This window comes from Nocardia sp. NBC_00511, from assembly GCF_045161165.1.
Lineage (GTDB): Bacteria > Actinomycetota > Actinomycetes > Mycobacteriales > Mycobacteriaceae > Nocardia.
Genome location: NZ_CP107849.1, coordinates 8,270,052 through 8,289,428, shown reverse-complemented (window position 1 = coordinate 8,289,428; position 19,377 = coordinate 8,270,052). Strand labels below are relative to the sequence as shown.

17 protein-coding genes are annotated in these 19,377 nt (G+C 68.9%); 10 read left to right on the top strand and 7 right to left on the bottom strand.

The window, feature by feature from the left end:
- The first annotated feature begins 46 nt into the window (after positions 1-46).
- From icmF to OG300_RS38375, 3 genes are all read left to right on the top strand, one after another.
- Positions 47-3,277 carry a fused isobutyryl-CoA mutase/GTPase IcmF gene (gene icmF / locus OG300_RS38385; protein WP_405489714.1) on the top strand — a complete coding sequence of 1,077 codons (3,231 nt, stop codon included), beginning with the start codon at positions 47-49 and terminating at the stop codon, positions 3,275-3,277.
- Between the two features lie 96 nt (positions 3,278-3,373).
- Positions 3,374-4,450: an amidohydrolase family protein gene (locus OG300_RS38380; protein ID WP_405489712.1), complete on the top strand. Its 1,077-nt coding sequence runs from the start codon at positions 3,374-3,376 to the stop codon at positions 4,448-4,450.
- 67 nt (positions 4,451-4,517) lie between these two features.
- Positions 4,518-5,504 (top strand): methyltransferase, encoded by a 987-nt coding sequence (locus tag OG300_RS38375; protein WP_405489710.1) that lies wholly within the window; start codon positions 4,518-4,520, stop codon positions 5,502-5,504.
- 1 nt (position 5,505) lies between these two features.
- Here the strand turns inward: OG300_RS38375 and OG300_RS38370 are convergent, their stop codons facing one another.
- Complete coding sequence (locus OG300_RS38370) at positions 5,506-6,150, bottom strand: TetR/AcrR family transcriptional regulator (protein WP_405489708.1); 645 nt, start codon at positions 6,148-6,150, stop codon at positions 5,506-5,508.
- Positions 6,151-6,253: 103 nt separating this feature from the next.
- On the opposite strand from OG300_RS38370, the gene OG300_RS38365 reads away from it, so the two are divergent.
- The 4 genes from OG300_RS38365 to OG300_RS38350 are packed head-to-tail and all read left to right on the top strand — an operon-like array spanning position 6,254 to position 10,206.
- Positions 6,254-7,090, top strand: a complete 837-nt coding sequence (locus OG300_RS38365; RefSeq protein WP_405489706.1) for an SDR family NAD(P)-dependent oxidoreductase — start codon at positions 6,254-6,256, stop codon at positions 7,088-7,090.
- A gap of 25 nt (positions 7,091-7,115) precedes the next feature.
- The gene (locus OG300_RS38360) at positions 7,116-8,039 is read left to right on the top strand and encodes a ferritin-like domain-containing protein (RefSeq protein WP_405489704.1); all 924 of its coding nucleotides are present in this window, start codon (positions 7,116-7,118) and stop codon (positions 8,037-8,039) included.
- Positions 8,036-8,677: a hypothetical protein gene (locus OG300_RS38355; RefSeq protein WP_405489702.1), complete on the top strand. Its 642-nt coding sequence runs from the start codon at positions 8,036-8,038 to the stop codon at positions 8,675-8,677. The genes OG300_RS38360 and OG300_RS38355 overlap by 4 nt, the downstream gene beginning before the upstream one ends.
- Positions 8,674-10,206, top strand: coding sequence for a flavin-containing monooxygenase (locus tag OG300_RS38350; protein WP_405489700.1), 1,533 nt, complete (start codon positions 8,674-8,676; stop codon positions 10,204-10,206). Before OG300_RS38355 ends, OG300_RS38350 begins: the two co-directional genes overlap by 4 nt.
- An 18-nt stretch (positions 10,207-10,224) precedes the next feature.
- On the opposite strand, the gene OG300_RS38345 is transcribed toward OG300_RS38350, so the two are convergent.
- Together OG300_RS38345 and OG300_RS38340 are read right to left on the bottom strand one after the other, a co-directional pair.
- The gene (locus OG300_RS38345; protein ID WP_405489698.1) at positions 10,225-10,995 is read right to left on the bottom strand and encodes an SWIM zinc finger family protein; all 771 of its coding nucleotides are present in this window, start codon (positions 10,993-10,995) and stop codon (positions 10,225-10,227) included.
- Positions 10,992-13,799, bottom strand: a complete 2,808-nt coding sequence (locus OG300_RS38340) for a DEAD/DEAH box helicase (RefSeq protein WP_405489696.1) — start codon at positions 13,797-13,799, stop codon at positions 10,992-10,994. The genes OG300_RS38345 and OG300_RS38340 overlap by 4 nt, the downstream gene beginning before the upstream one ends.
- A gap of 265 nt (positions 13,800-14,064) precedes the next feature.
- On the opposite strand from OG300_RS38340, the gene OG300_RS38335 reads away from it, so the two are divergent.
- Together OG300_RS38335 and OG300_RS38330 are read left to right on the top strand one after the other, a co-directional pair.
- Positions 14,065-14,427: a hypothetical protein gene (locus OG300_RS38335; RefSeq protein ID WP_405489694.1), complete on the top strand. Its 363-nt coding sequence runs from the start codon at positions 14,065-14,067 to the stop codon at positions 14,425-14,427.
- Between the two features lie 96 nt (positions 14,428-14,523).
- Positions 14,524-15,225, top strand: coding sequence for an HNH endonuclease family protein (locus OG300_RS38330; RefSeq protein WP_405498832.1), 702 nt, complete (start codon positions 14,524-14,526; stop codon positions 15,223-15,225).
- On the opposite strand, the gene OG300_RS38325 is transcribed toward OG300_RS38330, so the two are convergent.
- Positions 15,166-15,777 (bottom strand): TetR/AcrR family transcriptional regulator, encoded by a 612-nt coding sequence (locus tag OG300_RS38325; protein WP_405489692.1) that lies wholly within the window; start codon positions 15,775-15,777, stop codon positions 15,166-15,168. The two genes, OG300_RS38330 and OG300_RS38325, sit on opposite strands and share 60 nt — an antisense overlap.
- Positions 15,778-15,849: 72 nt before the next feature.
- On the opposite strand from OG300_RS38325, the gene OG300_RS38320 reads away from it, so the two are divergent.
- Positions 15,850-16,554: a class I SAM-dependent methyltransferase gene (locus OG300_RS38320; protein WP_405489690.1), complete on the top strand. Its 705-nt coding sequence runs from the start codon at positions 15,850-15,852 to the stop codon at positions 16,552-16,554.
- 7 nt (positions 16,555-16,561) lie between these two features.
- Here the strand turns inward: OG300_RS38320 and OG300_RS38315 are convergent, their stop codons facing one another.
- From OG300_RS38315 to OG300_RS38305, 3 genes are all read right to left on the bottom strand, one after another.
- Entirely contained in the window at positions 16,562-17,383 is an 822-nt protein-coding gene (locus OG300_RS38315) for a sulfurtransferase (protein ID WP_405498831.1), read from the bottom strand.
- Between the two features lie 142 nt (positions 17,384-17,525).
- A complete protein-coding gene (locus OG300_RS38310; protein ID WP_405489688.1) occupies positions 17,526-18,755 on the bottom strand; it encodes a benzoate/H(+) symporter BenE family transporter in 1,230 nt (409 codons plus the stop codon).
- Between the two features lie 81 nt (positions 18,756-18,836).
- The gene (locus OG300_RS38305) at positions 18,837-19,367 is read right to left on the bottom strand and encodes an Lrp/AsnC family transcriptional regulator (protein WP_405489686.1); all 531 of its coding nucleotides are present in this window, start codon (positions 19,365-19,367) and stop codon (positions 18,837-18,839) included.
- Between the last annotated feature and the right edge of the window lie 10 nt (positions 19,368-19,377).

Sequence of the window (19,377 nt, the reverse complement as noted above, 5' to 3'; positions counted from 1 at the left end):
TCCTACTATTGGGCCATCAACTGAATCCTCGCGCGAAGGACTGCCCATGTCCGATCTGCATGTCCCGGTCAACCCGGTGCGATTCGTGACCGCCGCGGCGCTGTTCGACGGCCATGACGCGGCCATCAACATCATGCGCAGAATCCTCCAATCGCAGGGTGCCGAGGTGGTGCATCTGGGGCACAACCGGGCCGTGCGCGAGGTGGTCGACGCGGCCGTGACCGAGGACGTGCAGGGCGTCGCGGTCAGCTCGTATCAGGGCGGGCACATCGAATACTTCGAATACCTGGCCAAGGCACTGCAGGAGGCCGGGGCCGGGCACGTGAAGATCTTCGGCGGGGGCGGCGGGGTGATCATCCCCGAGGAGATCGAACGGCTCGCGGCCGCCGGGATCACCATCTTCTCGCCCGAGGACGGGCAGCGACTCGGGTTGCCGGGCATGATCAATCAGCTGATCGCGGCCTGCGATGTGGACCTGTCGGTGACACCCCCGGCCATCGACGCGGTGCTCAGCGGTGATCGGGCGGCACTGGCCCGGACGCTGACCTGTCTACAGCAGGGCACGCTGCCCGAGGCCGATGCGAAGGCGCTCGCGGACGCGGCGGCGGCCAGGCACGTTCCGGTGCTCGGCATCACCGGCACCGGTGGCTCCGGAAAGTCCTCTCTCACAGACGAACTGGTGCGGCGACTGCGCACCGATCAGCAGGACAAGCTGCGGGTGGCGATCCTGGCGGTGGATCCCACGCGGCGGCGCGGCGGCGGCGCGCTGCTGGGCGACCGGATCCGGATGAACGCCCTGGACGGGGAGCGGGTGTACTTCCGGTCACTGGCCACCCGGGGCGGACGTGAGGTGCCCAATGACATCGACGGCATGGTGATCGCCTGCAAGGCAGCGGGTTTCGATCTGGTGATCCTGGAGACGCCCGGCATCGGGCAGGGCGACGCGGCGATCGCCGAGCATGTGGACGTGGCGCTGTACGTGATGACGCCGGAGTTCGGCGCGGCGTCGCAGCTCGAGAAGATCGACATGCTCGATTACGCGGATGTGGTGGCCATCAACAAGTTCGAGCGGCGCGGAGCGCAGGACGCGCTGCGGGACGTGTCGCGGCAGCTGGTGCGCAATCGCGAGGACTTCCACGCCATGCCGGAGGACATGCCGGTATTCGGCACCAGCGCGGCCACTTTCAACGACGACGGGGTGACCGCGCTCTACCAGCACCTGCGGGAGCTGCTAGCCGCGTCCGGGCTGCCGGTGCAGGAGGGGGTGCTGCCGCATGTGGACACCCGGGCCTCGACCCGATTCGCACAGGTGATTCCGCCCGCGCGGGTGCGCTATCTGGCCGAGATCGCCGAGACGGTGCGGGACTACCACGCGGCCACAGCAGCACAATCGCTTGTCGCACAACGTGTTCAGCGGCTCGATCAGGTACTGGACGAGCTGCGCCCGAATACGACCTCGACCGGAGATGGCGCGGCGGTGGCCGCGCTGCTCGAGGGGGCACGGGCGGAGCTGGCTGCGGAGAATACGGCGCTGTTGGCGCGGTGGCCCGAGCTCGCGGAGTCCTATCGAGGTGACGAGCAGGTGGTCCGAGTGCGAGACCGGGAGTTGCGGACCACGCTGCGGCGGGAGACGCTGTCCGGCAGCTGGATTCCGCGGGTGGCGCTGCCGAGGTTCACCGATCACGGGGAGCTGCTGCGCTTCCTGCGCGCCGAGAATCTGCCGGGCTATTTCCCGTTCACCGCCGGTGTCTTCCCGTTCAAACGCGACAACGAGGATCCGGCCCGCATGTTCGCCGGGGAAGGTGACGCCTTCCGCACCAATCGGCGATTCAAGGTGCTGTCGGAACACTCCGACGCCAAACGACTTTCGACCGCATTCGATTCGGTGACGCTCTACGGCCACGATCCGGCGGAGCGGCCCGATATCTACGGCAAGGTCGGCACCTCCGGCGTCTCCATCGCGACGCTCGACGATATGAAGGCGCTCTACGACGGCTTCGACCTGGACGCCCCGAGCACCTCGGTGTCGATGACCATCAACGGTCCCGCACCGACGATTCTGGCCTACTACCTGAACGCCGCCATCGACCAAGCGCTGCAACAGTTCTCGGAGGACAACGGGCGCGAGGCCGATGCGGCGGAGACGGCCGAGCTGCGGGCGAAGACCCTGGCCACCGTGCGCGGGACCGTGCAGGCCGACATCCTCAAGGAGGATCAGGGCCAGAACACCTGCATCTTCTCCACCGAATTCAGCCTGCGCATGATGGCCGATATCCAGGAATGGTTCGTGCGCAACAGCGTTCGCAACTTCTATTCGGTGTCGATCTCCGGTTATCACATCGCCGAGGCCGGAGCGAACCCGATCAGCCAGCTGGCGTTCACGCTGGCCAACGGATTCACCTATGTGGAGGCGTATCTGGCGCGCGGGATGCGCATCGACGATTTCGCGCCGAATCTCTCGTTCTTCTTCTCCAATGGCATGGATGCCGAGTATTCGGTGATCGGCCGGGTGGCGCGGCGGATCTGGGCCGTGGCCATGCGGGATCGGTACGGCGCGGGCGAGCGGTCGCAGAAGCTGAAGTATCACGTGCAGACCTCCGGGCGGTCGCTGCACGCACAGGAGATGAGCTTCAACGACATTCGCACCACCTTGCAAGCGCTGATCGCCATCTACGACAACTGCAACAGCTTGCACACCAATGCCTACGACGAGGCGGTGACCACGCCCACCGAGGAGTCGGTGCGCCGGGCGCTGGCGATCCAGCTCATCATCAATCGGGAGTGGGGCCTGGCGATGAACGAGAATCCGCTGCAGGGCAGTTTCGTCATCGACGAACTCACCGATCTGGTGGAGGAGGCGGTGCTGCGCGAGTTCGAGCGGATCAGTGAGCGCGGCGGGGTGCTGGGCGCGATGGAGACCGGCTATCAGCGTGGGCGCATCCAGGACGAGTCCATGCTGTACGAGCGCCGCAAGCACGACGGCAGCCTGCCGATCATCGGCGTCAACACCTTCCGCAATCCGCACGAGGCGGAGCATCGGGTGCTGGAGCTGGCGCGCGGCACCGAGGCGGAGAAGCAGTCGCAGCTGGAGCGGGTGCGGGAGTTCACGCAGCGGCATCGAGAGGAAGCGCCGGTGGCGCTGGCCGAGCTGGCAGCGGCGGCTGCCGGCGATGAGAACGTCTTCGACGTCCTGATGGATGCGGCGCGGGTGTGCACCCTGCAGCAGATCACCGACACCTTCTTCACTGTGGGCGGCCAATATCGGCGAAATGTCTGAGCCGCCCGCGACCTGCCGGTGATGTCCGATTCCCTGGTCGCCTTCCCGCCCGCGTGACAGAATCCGGGACAGGCTGACCCAGACGGAAGGGACCTCATGGACCTGACGGGAACGACCGTGGTGGACGCGCACATTCACCAGTGGGATCCGCTGACCACGCCGCGCACCTTCAGTCGGCTGGCCAAGCTGTTCCGCGCCGTGCCCGTCCCCCTCGACCTGGCCAAGCGGCTGGCGCCGCGCCGGGAGCGCGAATTCGTCGGCGACCCAGCGCCGTTCGTGCGGCCCTATCTCCCCCGCGACTACCGCGCCGATGCCGGGGACGTCCCGGTCGAGGCCGTCGTGCACATCGAGGCGGAGTGGACGCCGAGCGGACCGCTGGGGCTGGCCGCGGAGACGCAGTGGGTCGCGAGTCTCCCCTTCGGCGTGGACACTCCGGCGCTCGGCGCGATCGTCGGCGCGGCGGATCCGGCCGCACCCGGCTTCGCGGAACTGCTGGACGCGCATCTCGCGGCCTCGCCCGGTTTCCGGGGGATTCGCACCCGCATCGAATTCCATCCGGATTCCGCGGTGCGCGCCCTGTGCGCCTCGCCCGGCGCAGTCAACTCCCCGGCCTTCCTCGACGGTTTCGCCGCCCTGGCCGAGCGCGGGCTGGAATTCGAGGCGTGGGTGTACTCCGGTCAGCTGGCCGAGGTCGCCGCGCTGGCCGAGCGGTACCCGGAGACCACCATCGTGCTCAACCATCTGGGCACGCCCGCAGGCATTTTCGGTGCGGTGGGCCGCGATACCGGCCGCAATCCGGGACAGCGGCGCGAGTTGTTCGTGCGCTGGCGCGACGATATCGCCGCGCTGGCAACGCATTCGAACGTGGTGAGCAAGGTGAGCGGGTTGATGATGCCGATCCTCGGGCATCCGGTGCCGCTGCGCGGGGAGCCGACACCGGTCCCCGTGCTGCTCGATCGCGTCGCGCCGCTGCTGGGTCACGCCCTCGACGCATTCGGGGCCGACCGGTTGGTCTGGGGCTCGAATTTCCCGGTGGACAAACCGATTACGAGCATCCCGAACGCGGTCACCGCGGTGGCGACCGCACTGGCCGACCACGGTGCGGACGACAAGGCAATAGAGAAGATCTTCCGGCGTAATGCCCAGCGGGTGTACGGAATCGAGAACTTCTGACTCTTCGCAGCCCGCGCCCGCCGCGCCTCCCGTAGCCGGGGGTTCGCGCTGTCTAGGATGTCGCGCCATGGAGCGGATCCTCCGAATCGGCATGGGCTTCTGGGAATCCCGGACCCTGCTCAGTGCCGTCGAACTCGGCGTGTTCACGGTGCTCGGACACCGGCAGTTGACCGTGGCCGAACTGGAGGACGAACTAGGCCTGCACCCGCGCGCGTCGCGGGACTTCTTCGACGCCCTGGTGGCGATGGAAATGCTGCGGCGCAGCAACGGTCGCTACGCCAATACCGCCGACACCGCCACCTATCTGGACCGCAACGGCAGCGAGTACGTCGGCGGCTTCCTGGAGATGGCATCGGATCGGCTCTACGGCTTCTGGGGCGGGCTCACCGAGGCACTGCGCACCGGCCTGCCGCAGAACGAGGCCAGGAACGGCGGGGACTTCTTCACCGCCCTGTACCGGGATCCGGAGCGGCTGCGGGACTTTCAGCGGGCCATGACCGGACTGTCGATGCCCAGCGCGCACGCCCTGGCCGAGGTGTTCCCGTGGCAGCGCTGGAAGACGGTGGCCGACATCGGCACCGCGCAGGGCGGCCTGCTGCGCACCGTGCTGGAACTCGCGCCGCACCTGCACGGCATCGGCTACGACCTGCCCGCGGTGGAGCCGCTGTTCACCGAACACGTTGCCCCCATGGCCGATCGGATCGAGTTCCAGCCAGGCGACTTCTTCACCGACGAACTGCCCACCGCCGACGTCCTGGTACTCGGGCACATCCTGCACGATTGGGATCTGCCCACCAAGAGAATGCTGTTGGAGAAGGCGTACCGCGCGCTGCCCGACGGCGGGGCGATCCTGGTCTACGAGGCGCTCATCGACGACGACCGGCGCACCAATCTGCCGGGGCTGCTGATGAGCCTCAACATGCTCATCGAAACCCCGGGCGGTTTCGACTTCACCGCAGCCGAGCTGCGAGAGTGGCTGGCGGAGGCAGGTTTCCAGGAAGCCTGCCACGAGCATCTGGCCGGGGCGGAATCCATGGTCTGGGCGGTCAAGTAGCTCAGGCCGGGAAGGCCAGGTACTGCGAACCCATCAGCGCGGCGGTGCGATTGACGTGATCGATGATGCGGGCGGCGTCGGTGTCGATGGTGCCGGTGCGCCAGGCGGTGAGCAGTTCGGTGAAACCGCCTATGCCCATGAGGGTTCCCATCCGCAGATCGGATTCGTCGACGCCGGGGCGCAGGTAGGGGCGACCGGTGGCGATCAGCAGGTCGGTGGCCTCGGTGAGGGTGGCCTTGCGGCGTTCCTCGAGGACGCGGCTGCCGGCGTGATCGCCGAACAGGATGCGGGCGGGCCCGTCGATCTGCAATGCGACGGCTCGGGCGACGGCCAGGTGCAGGATCTCGAGCGGCGCGCGATCGAGATGCTCGGCCACCACGGCCGACAGTTCGCCGAAGACCTCGAAGCACACCTCGTCCCAGACCGCGCCCAGTAGTTCGTCGCGGTCGGCGAAGTGCTCGTAGAAATAGCGGTCGTTGAGTCCCGCGCCGGTGCACACACCGCGCATGGTGACTGCCGCCCAACCGTTTTCGAGCCAGATGTCGAGGGCCGCGCCGATGATGCGGGTGCGGCGTTCGGCCCGGCGCTCCTGCTGCGTCCGGCCGCCCCAGGTGCCGGTGCGGGGCGCGGGTGCGTGCACGTCCATGGTTGACAAATTACCCCACCACGCGCCTAATTGGTGGCAGGTGCGGCCAATGGTGGCGGATGCCACCAGTTGACCGCCGGATCGTCTCTCCCCGGGAGTTCCCATGCGTCTCAACCCCTTCGGCGGATCTCGTCGCACCCAGCAGGCGGACGCGGTGGTGACCGGCGCGGGCAGCGGCATCGGCCGCGCCTTCGCCCTCGAACTGGCTCGCCGCGGCGGCCGCGTCGTCTGCTCCGACATCGACGCCGACCGAGCCCGCGAAACGGCCGAATTGGTCAGCGGCGCAGGCGGAAAGGCGTTCGACACGGTCTGCGATGTCAGCAGCCTCGAGCAGGTCGCCGCCCTCGCCGACATCGCCGAGGAGTGGTTCGGCAAGCCCCCGGACGTGGTGATCAACAATGCCGGGATCGGGCGCGGCGGCGAACTCGTCGGCGAGACCTCGCTCCAGGAGTGGCATCAGGTCCTCGACGTGAATCTGTGGGGCGTCATCCACGGCTGCCACGTCTTCGCGCCCCGGCTGCGGGCGGCCCGGCACGGATCCATCGTCAATGTGGCCTCGGCGGCGGCCTTCGGGTCCGCGCCGCGGATGGCCGCCTACAACGTGAGCAAGGCCGGGGTGCTGGCACTCTCGGAAACCCTGGCGGCGGAACTGTCCGGCACCGGCGTCACGGTCACCGCGCTGTGCCCGACCGTGGTGCGCACCAACATCCTCGACGGTGTGGAGTTCGGCGACGCGAACCTGCAGAACTGGGCCGATCGCCTGCTGCGCTGGACCGGACGCCCGCCCGCCGCCATCGCCCGCACCACCCTCGACGCGGTGGATCACGGTCAGCTGTACGTGGTTCCGCAGGTCGAAGCGAAATTGATCTGGCAGTCCAAACGACTGCTGCCCGAGCCCTACACCCGCGCCACCGGTCTGCTGGAGCGGCTGGTGCGCTAGCCCGCCCATCTCGAGGAGTTGAACAATGGCGTTCACATATTCCGACATGCTCACCACGATCCGGGATCGGCAGTGGGCCCTGGCCGATATCGACTGGGACGCACCGGGAGCCGAGCTCATCACCGACGAGCAACGCCCGAGCCTGGCCAAGTTCATGGCCGACCTGGTGTGGATCGAGCACGTGGGCGCCCGCGGGTTCGCCGCACTGACGCTGCACGCGCCCGACGGGCCACTCAAGGAGATCTACCGGCACTTCCACGCCGAGGAGCAGAAGCACGCCAATGCCGAACTGGCGCTGATGCGCCGGTGGGGCATGCTCGACGGCGACGCGATGCCGGAGCCCAACAAGAACATTCGCCTCGTCATCCAGTGGCTGGACCGCTACGGCGACGGGCTGTCGCTGCCGGTGCTCGGCACCGTCATTCCCTCGCTGGAGTGCGCGCTCGACGGGGCGCTGGTGAAGTTCCTGCTCGACGAGGTCCGGGATCCGCTGTGCCACGAGGTGTTCCGGCACATCAACAGTGACGAGTCCCGGCATCTCGCGGTCGGCTTCCAGGTGCTCGAACAGCTGGGCGCGGGCCCGATGCGCCGGATCGCCATCGAGACAGCGGGATTCGCGCTGCGGCCCTCGCTGCTGATGGGCGCGATCCTCTACACGCCGCTGCTGTCGCGGATGTCGACCAACATCATGGCGATGGGACTCGACGAGGAGAAGCTCTGGAATGCCGTGCGCCGCTATGAGAAAGCCGGTGACCGCGCACCCGACATCAAGCGCATGCCGCTGTTCCACGTGGTGCGCATGCACGGCCGGGCCACCATCAACCGGATTCAGCCCATCCAGGGGCTCAACGACGCCCTGAACACCGCGATCGATCACTTCCCGGTGCGCGTGCTGCGTCGCACCCCCTCCTGGTCGAAGGCGCTGACCTACGAACCGGTGGCGAAGTGAGCTCCCCGATCCGGCGCACGAGCCGGGCGCGGGAGGAATTCGCTGGGCCGCAGCTACATTGCCGGCACTGGCGTGACCAGCACGAACTCGACCGGCTGCACGTCGCGGTCGTCGGCGGTGGCACGGCGCTGGCCCGGGTGCTGCCACCGGTGGTCGCCCAGGCCCGCAGGGTGACCGTCTTCCAGCACGATCCGGTGTGGATCCTGCCGACGCCGCCGGTGCCGGGCGTCGGGCTGCTGCTGCGGCAGTTGCCGCACAACCTGCTCGGCTCGCTGCCGTCGCACTCCGCGCCCCCGCTGCCCGGGGATCCCGACGGCGGGGCGCACACCGGCGACTCGCTCACGCCCCACTCGCAGCTGGGAGCCGCGATCCTGGACTGGCTGCGCGCGCAGGCGCTGCGACGGGCCGCGGCCGCGAATCTGCGCCTCCAGGTGGCGGATTCGTGGCAGCGGCGGCAGCTGACGCCCGACACCACGGCTGTGGTGCGCGTGCACGGCCACTACTACCGGGCGCTGAACCAGCCGAACTGCAGCCTGATCAGCTGGCCCATCGCCCGCGTCGTCCCGACCGGTATTCGCACCGTGGACGGGATCGAGCATCGAGTGGACTGCATCATCTACGCGGAGGACAGACCGTGAACAACAGCGTGGTGGACCACGAGATCGTCATCGTCGGAGCCGGGTTCTCCGGGATCGGGACGGCGATCGCCCTGCGGCAGGCCGGATTCGAGGACTTCCTCATCGTCGACGAGGCCGACGGGGTGGGTGGGACCTGGCATTGGAACACCTATCCCGGTATCGCCGTGGACATTCCGTCCTTCAGTTACCAGTACTCGTTCGAGAAGCAGCGCAGCTGGTCGCGGGTGTACGCGCCGGGGCGGGAGCTCAAGGCGTACGCCGAACACTGTGTGCGCAAGTACGGGCTGCGACCGCGAATCCGGTTCAGCACCACTATCTCTCGCGCGGACTTCGACGACGAGCTGCATCTGTGGCGACTGCACACCTCCGACGGCGATCAGCTCACCGCGCGCTTCCTGATCGGGGCCACCGGTGTCCTCACCCGTCCGAAGGCACCGGAGATCCCCGGCGCGGAAAGGTTCAAGGGCACCGTCGTGCACACAGCGCGCTGGGATCACGGACTGGATCTGCGCGGTAAGCGGGTCGGCATCATCGGCACGGGAGCCTCTGCCGTGCAGGTGATTCCGGAGATCGCACCGGACGTGGCGAAACTCGTGGTTTTCCAGCGAACGCCGATCTGGTGCCTGCCGCGCCCCGATATGGCACTGCCGTCGCCCGTGCGCACGCTGCTGCGCCTGCCCGGCGGCCAACTGCTGACCCGGGTGCTGAGCCAGACGTTCGTGGAACTGACCTTCCCGCTGGCCGCGCACTACTACAACCTGCTGCCGGTGGTGAAGGTCGGCGAACGCTCCGGGCTCGCACATCTGAAGCAGGTGCGGAATCCGGAGGTCCGCGCCAAGCTCACGCCGGACTACGCGCTGGGCTGCAAGCGGCCGTCGTTCTCCAACGACTATTTCAAGACCTTCAACCGCGACAATGTGCTGCTCGAGACCGACCCGATCACCGAGATCACCGCCACCGGACTGCGCACCGCCAGCGGGCACCATCAGGTCGACGTGCTCATCATGGCCACCGGATTCAAGGTGATGGAGTCGGGCAATATGCCGACCTTCGACCTGCACGGCAGCGGCGGCACCCGGCTCGAGGACTGGTGGGACACCCACCGGCTGCAAGCCTACGAGGGCGTCAGCGTGCCCGGCTTCCCCAACTTCTTCACCATCATCGGCCCCTACGGCTACAACGGAGCCTCCTACTTCACGCTCATCGAGATGCAGACGCGCCACATCCTGCGCCTGCTGGAACGGGCCCGGCGCGCCGAGTCCACCCGCATCGAGGTGACCGCCGAGGCCAACGACCGCTACTTCCGGGAGATGCTGGGCCGCCGCGGCACCCAGGTGTTCTGGCAGGACAGCTGTGCGCTGGCCAACAGCTACTACTTCGACAAGAACGGCGACGTCCCGCTGCGGCCCATGAGCACGGTGGAAGCCGCTTGGCGCGCAGGCCATTTCGCGCTCGACGACTACCGGTTCGAGAGCGCGAAGCCGGTGCGCGCGAGCGGTCCCAGCCCGGCCCGCACCACCTCGGGCTGACCGGCGCGGGCGGGCGCTCTAGTTGTCGAGATCGCGGTAGAGCGCCCGCAGTTCGCGCAGGCCCGCGGCGACGGACTGTTCGTCCTCCGCGGTCATGCGCAGCGCCTGGCGCAGCAGCATCGAGTCGAGATCGTCGGGGGCCGGGCGGAATTCGGGCTTCGGCAGCGCCGGAAGGACCAGGTCGGACCCGTAGATGTCAGCGGAATCGGTGGCGGCGGAATCACGTTGGACACTGCCGATGAGCGTCTCGAGGTCGACGCCGCGCAGGGTGAGCAGTTCCTTCGGGCGTTCGTCGAGGCGTTCGGCGATGACGTAGCAGACGGCGGCCACATGCTTGCAGGGCCAGCCGGAATCCGGGCAGGTGCAGGAGAAGTCGAGTTCGCGGACCGTGGTGGGCAACAGCAGCGGCCCCAGGGTCTGCGGCAGCGTACCGGCGGCGATCTCGCCCAGCATGCCGGGCGTGGAACGGACCAGTTCGACGAGTTCCTCCAGGCGGTCGTCCCGCAGCTGCCGCATGGTCAGCACCGAGATGAAGGGCTTCGGCTGACTGCCCTGCACCTCCGCGCTCACCACACCCGGTTCGAGGCGGTAGTTCACCACCTGGCCGGTGCGCGCATACGAGCGACCACGGCTCAGACGACCGGCATCGGCGACGTGCTCGACGGCCTCCAGGAACGAACGGCCCCACCAGGTTCGGGCGAAGGCCGTGCCGCTGCGGCTGCGCGGCTGCACACCGCCGCGCACCGGGCGGCGCTCGCCGAATTCGCTGAAATCGATATAGGTGTTCATTCGCCCACCGCCTCCGCACCCAGCGCGAACAGCTGCCGCAGTTCGTCGTTGCCGAGTTCGGTGATCCATTTCTCGCCGGAGCCGACGGTGAGGTCGGCGAGCTGGCTCTTGCCCTTCAGCATGTCGTCCACCCGCTCCTCGATGGTGTCCACGCACACCAGCTTGCGGACCTGCACGTCCCGGCGCTGACCGATGCGGAACGCGCGGTCGGTCGCCTGGTTCTCCACCGCCGGATTCCACCAGCGGTCCAGGTGCACCACATGATTGGCGGCGGTCAGGTTCAGGCCGGTGCCGCCCGCCTTGAGCGACAGCAGCATCAGCGGCGGGCCGTTCTCGTCCTCCTGGAAACCGGTCACCATGGCGTCGCGGCCGGCCTTGGACACCCCGCCGTGCAGGAACGGCGTCTCGGTGCCGAAACGCTCGGAAAGGTATGGGGCGAGCAGGTTCCCGAACTCGGCGAACTGGGTGAACAGCAGTGCCCGCTCACCGTCGGCGATCACCGATTCCAGGATGTCCTCCACCAGCCCGAGCTTCCCCGACCGATGCTGTCCACGCCGCAGCAGCGCCGACCCGTCGTTGAGGTAGTGGGCGGGATGGTTGCAGACCTGTTTGAGCCGGGTCAGCGCGGCCAGCACCGCGCCCTTGCGCTCCATACCCTTGGCGGACTTCAGCTTCGCCGACATGTCGTCCAGCACAGCCTGATACAGCGCGGCCTGCTCCACGGTGAGGTTGGCCCGCACCGTCATCTCGATCTTGTCGGGCAGATCGGAGATGACCGCCGGATCGGTCTTCACCCGGCGCAGCACGAACGGCGAGGTGATCGCGCGCAGGCGGGTGACGGCGTTCTCGTCGTGCTCGCGTTCGATCGGCACCGCGAAGCGCGCGTGGAACTCCGACGCCTTGCCCAGCAGCTTCGGGTTGGCGAAATCCAGGATGGAGCGCAGCTCCTCCAGGCGGTTCTCCACCGGAGTTCCGGTGAGCGCCAGCCGATGTCGCGCCGGAACCAGTCGCGCCGCCCGTGCCTGCCGGGTGCCCGCGTTCTTGATGTGCTGCGCCTCGTCCAGCACCACCCGCTGCCAGTCCTGGCGCTTCAGCTCCTCCACGTCGCGCGCCAGCAGCGCGTACGTGGTCACCACCAGATCCGAGTCCGCCACCGCCGCATCGAATTCCGCCCCGCTGCGCCGTCCCGCCCCGTGGTGCACCAGCACCCGCAGATCCGGCGTGAACCGCTCCGTCTCCCGCTGCCAGTTCCCCACCACCGACATGGGACACACCAACAGCGTCGGACCGACTGCGGCCGTGGCGGTTTCGCGCTCGTGCGCCAGCAGGGCCAGTACCTGGACGGTCTTGCCGAGGCCCATGTCGTCGGCGAGGATCGCGCCGCAACCGAGGCGGCTCATGGTGGACAGCCAGGCCAGGCCGCGCTGCTGGTAGGGGCGGAGCTGGGCCTTCAGGCCGACCGGGTCGGCGACGGGGCCGGTGGTGTGCTCACCGTTGAAAAGCTCTGCGGCCCAACCGGTTGCGGTGACCTCCTCCAAGGGAACGCCGATGACCGGGTGGGCGGCCAGCTCACCGAAGAGTCCTCCGATCGTGGTCTCGGTGCCGTCTGTGCGGCCCGAGACATAGTCCGCGGCGGCGGCCAGCATCCGATGGTCGGCCTGCACCCATTCACCGCGCAGGCGCACCAGATCGGATTTGGAATCGACCAGCCGCGCCATCTCGGCGGGTGTGAGCACCGTGTCGCCGAGCGAGAGTTCCCAGCGGAAGGACACCAGACCCTTCAGTCCCACAGCGGTTTCGGTCGCGGCGGGGCTCTGCACGCGCAGCTTCATGGTGGGTGCCGCGATCCGCCATGCGCGCGGCAGCAGCAGTCGCGCGCCCGCCGAATTCAGGGCGTTCGCGCCGTGCGCCACCAGGTCCATCACCACCTCGGTGGGCAGCAGCAGATCCATGCTGCGCGAGTCGCCGGGCAGGTCGCGCAGCCGCGGATACGCCAGTTTCGCCGCCGCCAGCTTCTCCCCCGCTATCCGCACCAGATGCGGATCGCCGGGCAGCAGCACCGGTTGCGGCGCTTCGCCTTCGGCCCGCAGGCAGACCTCGAGCCGCCACAGCTCGTCGGGCTCCTCACCCGGCGGCTCCAGCAGCCGCAGCACCAGTTCCGGCTCGTCGGCGGTCATGCTGGTGCGCCAGTCGTCCAGCACCGAGGCCGCACGATGCGAACCCTCCGCCAGCGGGGAACTCGTCAGCAGGGCGTCCAGCAGCGGATGTCCGGCGGCACCCGCGCGGGGCGGAAGGTGCTGCCGCGCCAGCGGATCCGCCAGCTCGGCCACCAGATGCTCGAGCACCTCGCCGGGCCGTCCGGCCACCTTCAGCGCGGCGGGCATGGCCACCGCGAGTTCGGCCAGCCAGGCGCGCTGCCGCTGCCCGCCGACCAGCCGCCAGCGCACCCACCACTCACTGTCGTCGCGACGCAGTTCCGGCACGATCCGACCCGCCCGCACCCAGCGATCCACACCGCGCGCCACGTGCCCGAGGTAGCGCAGGTCCCCCGCCACCTCCCGGGTCGGCAGCTCCTGCAGCAACACTCCGGCAGCCGTCTCCGGCGCGAGCGCGTGCGCACGCACCTCGGTCTGCTCGGGTCCGTATTCGCCGGGGGTCAGCACCCGGGCGCGGTGGCGGAACTTGGCCGCGCGCAGGATCGAGCCCAGCGGTTCGGGCAGGTTCGCCGCGGCCGGATCGGCGGCGTCGGCCTGGTCGTGCCACAGCACCAGCCCCGAGCCCGGCGACCACAGTCCATGCAGCATCCGACCATCCAAGCAGCCCCGTCCGACACCGCTGTGCGGTGGTCACCGGCCAAGCTTGCGAAAGAGCATCCCGACCGGGTCTTTATTTCTGATCGGATACGTTACATACTGAATAAATCCGCAGGTCACCGCATATGGCGGTGTCGGCTGTGTCCAGCTCACAACGATGTATCGCCCGGACAGCAGCGTGCGGGGCGCACCCGACAAATCACCGCGACTCAATCCGGAGCCGTGGCACTTTCGAGACCGTAGGGAGGCCGTGAAGATGACGATTCTGCTCCAAGTGCTCGAGCAGAGCTTCACGCCCACAACTCCGTGGGAACGGCGCAAGTTCACTTTCGTGGACACGACCAAGATCGTGGGGATGCGCCTGGACGGGCAATCCGGGGTGTGGCTGGACCTTTCCCGGCCCGGCGAGTCCCAGCGACTCGCTCGCACCGCCGATCCGCGTGACTCCATCACATTCCTGCTCACCGTCTTCTCCAAGATCGCCGAATGCGAGGACCGTGGCGGGTCCTGGGTCATCGGCCATGACGGTGCGCACGTGGATACCATTGCGGCCACGCGTTTTCCACCACAACTCACCGAGACGGCGGCGGACGACATCCTGGCGCACGCCTGGCTGTAGCGGCCGCCCGCTAACTTCGCACCACCGTGCAAGGGGTGCGAAGTTCTCTCGACGACGCCCTCCGATCCGCACGTGCGGTATCAGTGACACGTGCGAATCCGAGGCTGGGCACAGGCATGGGCACTGTGCGGCGCGGTCGTCATCCTGCTCGCGGCCGTGGGGTGCGAGACCATCGGGCAGGTGACACCCGCGCCGGGCAGTCCCGGCCGTGCCCGCCTCGAACGCCTGCTCGCGACGGTGCGCACCGTGCCGTCCCGCCCGCATCCCGGCGGCTATCAGCGGGGTTGCGGGACCGGGCAGGGCTGCGTCTTCGGACCCGCCTGGACCGACGATCACGACGGTCCGGGCGGTCATGACGGCTGCGACAGCCGCAATTCGGTACTGGCCCGCCAACTCTCGGCGGTGACCTTCCGCCCGGGCAGCACCTGCGTGGTGGCCGCCGGGGAACTGCGCGACCCGTACACCGGGCAGCAGCGCGCCTTCACCCGCGCCGACGCCAAGGCGGTGCAGATCGACCACGTCTTTCCGCTGGCCGCCGCCTGGGATCTCGGCGCGTCCGGCTGGCCGCTGCCGCAGCGGGTGCGCTTCGCCAACGACATCGACTACAACCTGCTCGCCGTCGACGGCCGCACCAACGAGGACAAGGGCGACCGCACGCCCGCCGACTGGCTGCCGCCCGCCCGGGCCGGGCACTGCTTCTACGCGGGCAAGTACCTCACCACCGCCGATCGCTACGGCCTACCGATCACCCGGGCCGATCGTGCCCGGCTCGAGCGCGTCGTCCGCGCCTGTCCATAGCTTCAGGAAATGCCGGAATCCCGCCTCGGAGGTGAGCTGCTGGTGCGGATCCACCACGGATTCCAGCAATCCGTACAGGCCCCATGACAGAAAAGTGATCGTGGCCGCCGCGGCGTCCGGGTCGGAATCCAGCCGTGCGCCGAGGTGTTCGGCGAGCACCTCGGCGTACACCTGCCGGATCGAGCGCAGCACGGTGGCATTGGCCCGCTGCCCCATCAGCGGCCGGTAGATGTCCGGATGCTCGGCGACCAGATCGAAGAGCACCCGCACCGCCGCCGTCGCGTCGCCGGAGTTCGGGCCGAGTGCGGCCGAAATCCGTTCGCGCACATGCTCGGTGCAGCTGACCAGCAGCAGATCGTCCTTGTCGCGGTAGTGCGCGTAGAAGGTGGAGCGCCCCACATCCGCGCGATCGATGATGTCCCGCACGGTGATCCGCGCGTAGGAGGTCTGCTGCATGAGTTCGATCAGTGCGCGGTGCAGGGCCAGGCGAGTGCGCCGAACCCGACGATCGGCGGTCGCTGACGCGGGCGTTCCGGGACAGCTTTGCGCCAAGTGTCCCGAATCGTACAGGCCGCCGAATACTGGTTGTGGCCTGGTCTTTTCCATCCCTCGATGATGGTCTGCATGACCTCGAACAAGCAAGTGTCCCGAACCGAATCACCGGAAATCGGCGCGTTGATCACCTGGCCGCGCCGCTATCGACTGCTCACCGACGTCCACTTCATGGGTCGCGCCGGGACCCTGATCCGCCATCTCGCCACCGCGAGCGGCATCCGCCCCGGCGACCACGCGATCGATATCGGCTGCGGGCCCGGGCGGCTGGCCAACGAGCTGGCCCGGCAGGCCGGACCGCAGGGCCGGGTGCTCGGCATCGACCCGGCGGCCGAGATGATCTCGTACGCGAGCGCGCACGCCGCCCCGAACTGCCGCTTCGAGCTCGGCGCGGCCCAGTCGCTGTCGCAGCCCGACGCGTCCTTCGACGTGGTCACCTCGACGTTCGCCATCCACCACATTCCGCAGTCACAGCGCCGGGCCGCGCTCGAGACCGCGTTCCGGGTGCTGCGGCCCGGCGGTCGACTGCTGCTCGCCGACGGCCATCCCAGCGGGGGACGGCTGGGCGGGCTGGCGTTCCGGGCGATGGCACTGGTTGTCGCACACCGCGATATGCACGGCGGTGGCGGCTCGCACGGGCACGGCGGCGCCGAGGGGAACGATGCCCTCGATGTCCGCCGCTATCGCCCGCTGCTCAACGAAATAGGCTTCACCGCAGTGGATTTCAAACTCGGACCGTTCTCGGTCGGAATTCTCACCGCGGTGAAGCCGGACTGAGCAGAGGCTAGGCGGGGTCGATTCCGGTGGCGGCCGGGCGTTTCGGGTCGCTGGACCACTGTGACCACGAGCCCGGATACAGGGCCGCGTCGATGCCCGCCACTGCCAGCGCCGCGACCTGATGGGCCGCCGTGACACCGGACCCGCAGTAGACCGCGACCGGACCGTCGCCCAAACCCTCGAAGCGGGAACGCAATTCGTCGAGTCCCTTGAATTGACCGGTGGCGGTGAGGTTTCCGGCCGTGGGGGCGCTCACCGCGCCCGGGATGTGGCCCGCACGCGGGTCGATCGGCTCGACCTCGCCCCGATAGCGTTCGCCCGCACGGGCATCCAGCAGCAGTCCGTCCCACCCGGCCGCCGTGTCGGCGTCGATGGTGGGCAGGTGGCCGGGGGTCAGCACCACCGTGCCGGGCGTCGGATCGGGCTCCTCACCCGCGACCACCTTGGCCCCGGCCCGCTCCCAGGCGGGCAGGCCGCCGTCGAGGATGCGGACATCAGCCAGTCCGGCCCAACGCAGCAGCCACCAGGCGCGGGCGGCGGCCATGCCGCCGGTGGCGTCGTAGACCACCACGGTGTCGCCGTCGCACAGCCCCCAGCTGCGCGCGTACTTCTGCAGGTGCGCCAGGTCCGGGAGCGGATGACGGCCCTTGGCGGCGGACGGCGGATCGGCGAGCTCGGTCTCCAGGTCCACGAACACCGCGCCGGGAATGTGCCCGTCCAGATAGTGCTGCGGCCCATCGGGATCGCCGAGCGCCCACCGCACATCCAGCAGCCGCACCCGGGCGCTGTCACCCGCGAGCAGCTCCGCCAGTTCATCGACCGAAATCAGCACCGCGCTCAAGCCAACTCCTCTTCGCAGAATCACCGCACCATGAATCGAACCATCCCACCCTAACCACCCGTCCAGCCGAACACCCGCTGAACTCGGGCCGACCGGACAGTTACGTCCGAGCGAATTGGAAGCGTCACGATCACCGCGCGGGCGAGGCCGCCGGGGTCTCCTGCGCGCGCAGGATCCAGCGCGCCAGCAGACCCGCGACCACCGCCCAGAAGGCCGCGCCGATACCCAGCAGGGTGACGCCGGAGGCCGCGACCAGGAAGGTCAGGGCGGCGGCGAGGCGGTGGGTGGTGGCGGCCAGCGCGGAGGTCAGGGCCCCGGCGAGGGTGGCGATGAGGGCCAGTCCCGCAACGGTTTCCAGGACGCCCTTCGGAGCGGCGGCCACGAAGGTGACCAGCGCGCCGGAGGCCAGGGCCAGCAGCAGGTACGCGCACCCGGCGGTGGTGGCGGCGATCCAGCGGCGCTTCGGATCCGGATGTGCGGACGGGGCGGCGGAGAGCGCGGCGCTGATGGCGGCCAGGTTGATGGCGTGGCCGCCGGCGGGCGCACCGAGCACGGTCCCGAAACCGGTGACGGTCATGGCCGCCCGCCAGGGCACCTGATAGCCGAAGGTCTTCATGACCGCGGTCCCCGGAATGTTCTGCGCGGCCATGGTGACGATGTACAGCGGCACCGCGACGCCGATCATCGCCTGCCAACTCCAGTGCGGCACAGTCAATTCCACCTGCGGCGCCATGGCCGACCAGTCGAGGCGGCGATGCGTCACCGCGATGTCGACGCCCGCGCCGACGGCCGCCACCGCGAACGCGACCGGCACCGCCCACCGCGCGGCATACCGTTGCAGCACCAGCCAGGTCACGATCACCGGGGCCACCACGGCCGGGCTCACCGGCAGCGATTTCACCGGCGCGAGGCACATCGGCAGCAGCACTCCGGCCAGCATGGCCTGCGCGATCTCGGTGGGGATCGCCGCGATCAGCGCCCCGAGGCGCTGCCAGAACCCGGTCAGCACGATGAGCATCCCCGCCACCGCGAACGCCCCCACCGCCGCAGGCCAGCCCCCGGCCACCGCCCCGGTGCTCGCCAGCAGCGCCGCCCCCGGCGTCGACCAGGCCAGTGTGATCGGCATCCGATAGCGCAGGCTCAGCAGCACGATCCCCACACCCTGGGTCACGCACACGGCCAGCAGACCCGAGGCGGCCTGCGCCGAAGTGGCCCCCATCGCGGTCAACCCGGCCAGCACCACCGCGAACGAACTCGTGAATCCCACCAGCGCCGTGACGATTCCGGCCCCGATCGGCTGTGCCACCCCGACCGGGGCGACGTCCTCGGGGACCGGGACTGCGACGGTGCTGCTACTCATTCGGGCCATGATCCGGTCCAGTCGGCCCCGAGTCACCAGCCAATCAGCCGAAACTGGACTGAAATCCGATAACGCCGACGCTCAGCCGAGCGCCGGGCCCTCCGGATCCCGCCCGGCCCCACCGTTGGCGGCCAGCCGATCCAGCAGCGGGGTGGTGCGGGGCCCGACCAGCGAGCGCATGACCAGGGCCATATTGGTGCGTTCCACGCCCGGAATCTTCAGGATCTGCCCGGCCAGGCGGTAGAGGTCCTCGGCGTCGGCGGCGACGATGCGGACGGTGAGATCGGTGGGACCGGTCATCCCGCAGACCTCGGTGACCTCCGGGATCTCGGCCAATTCGGCCACCACGGCGTCGAGTTGGTGCTGGTCGACCACCACCGCGATGAAGGCTGCCAGGGGATAGCCGAGGGCCCGGGGATCGACGCGGCGCTCGAAGCTGGCGAGCATGCCGTTGGCCTCCCAGCGAGAGAGCCTGGCCTGCACCGTGTTTCGCGAGAGTCCAAGGCGCGCCGCGAGTTCGACGCCGGTGGCGCGCGGATTGGCCACCAATTCCAGTAACAGCCGGGCGTCGGTCGCGTCCACGGGCCCGATCACAGGTTCCCTGCTGCTCATGGGGATCAGT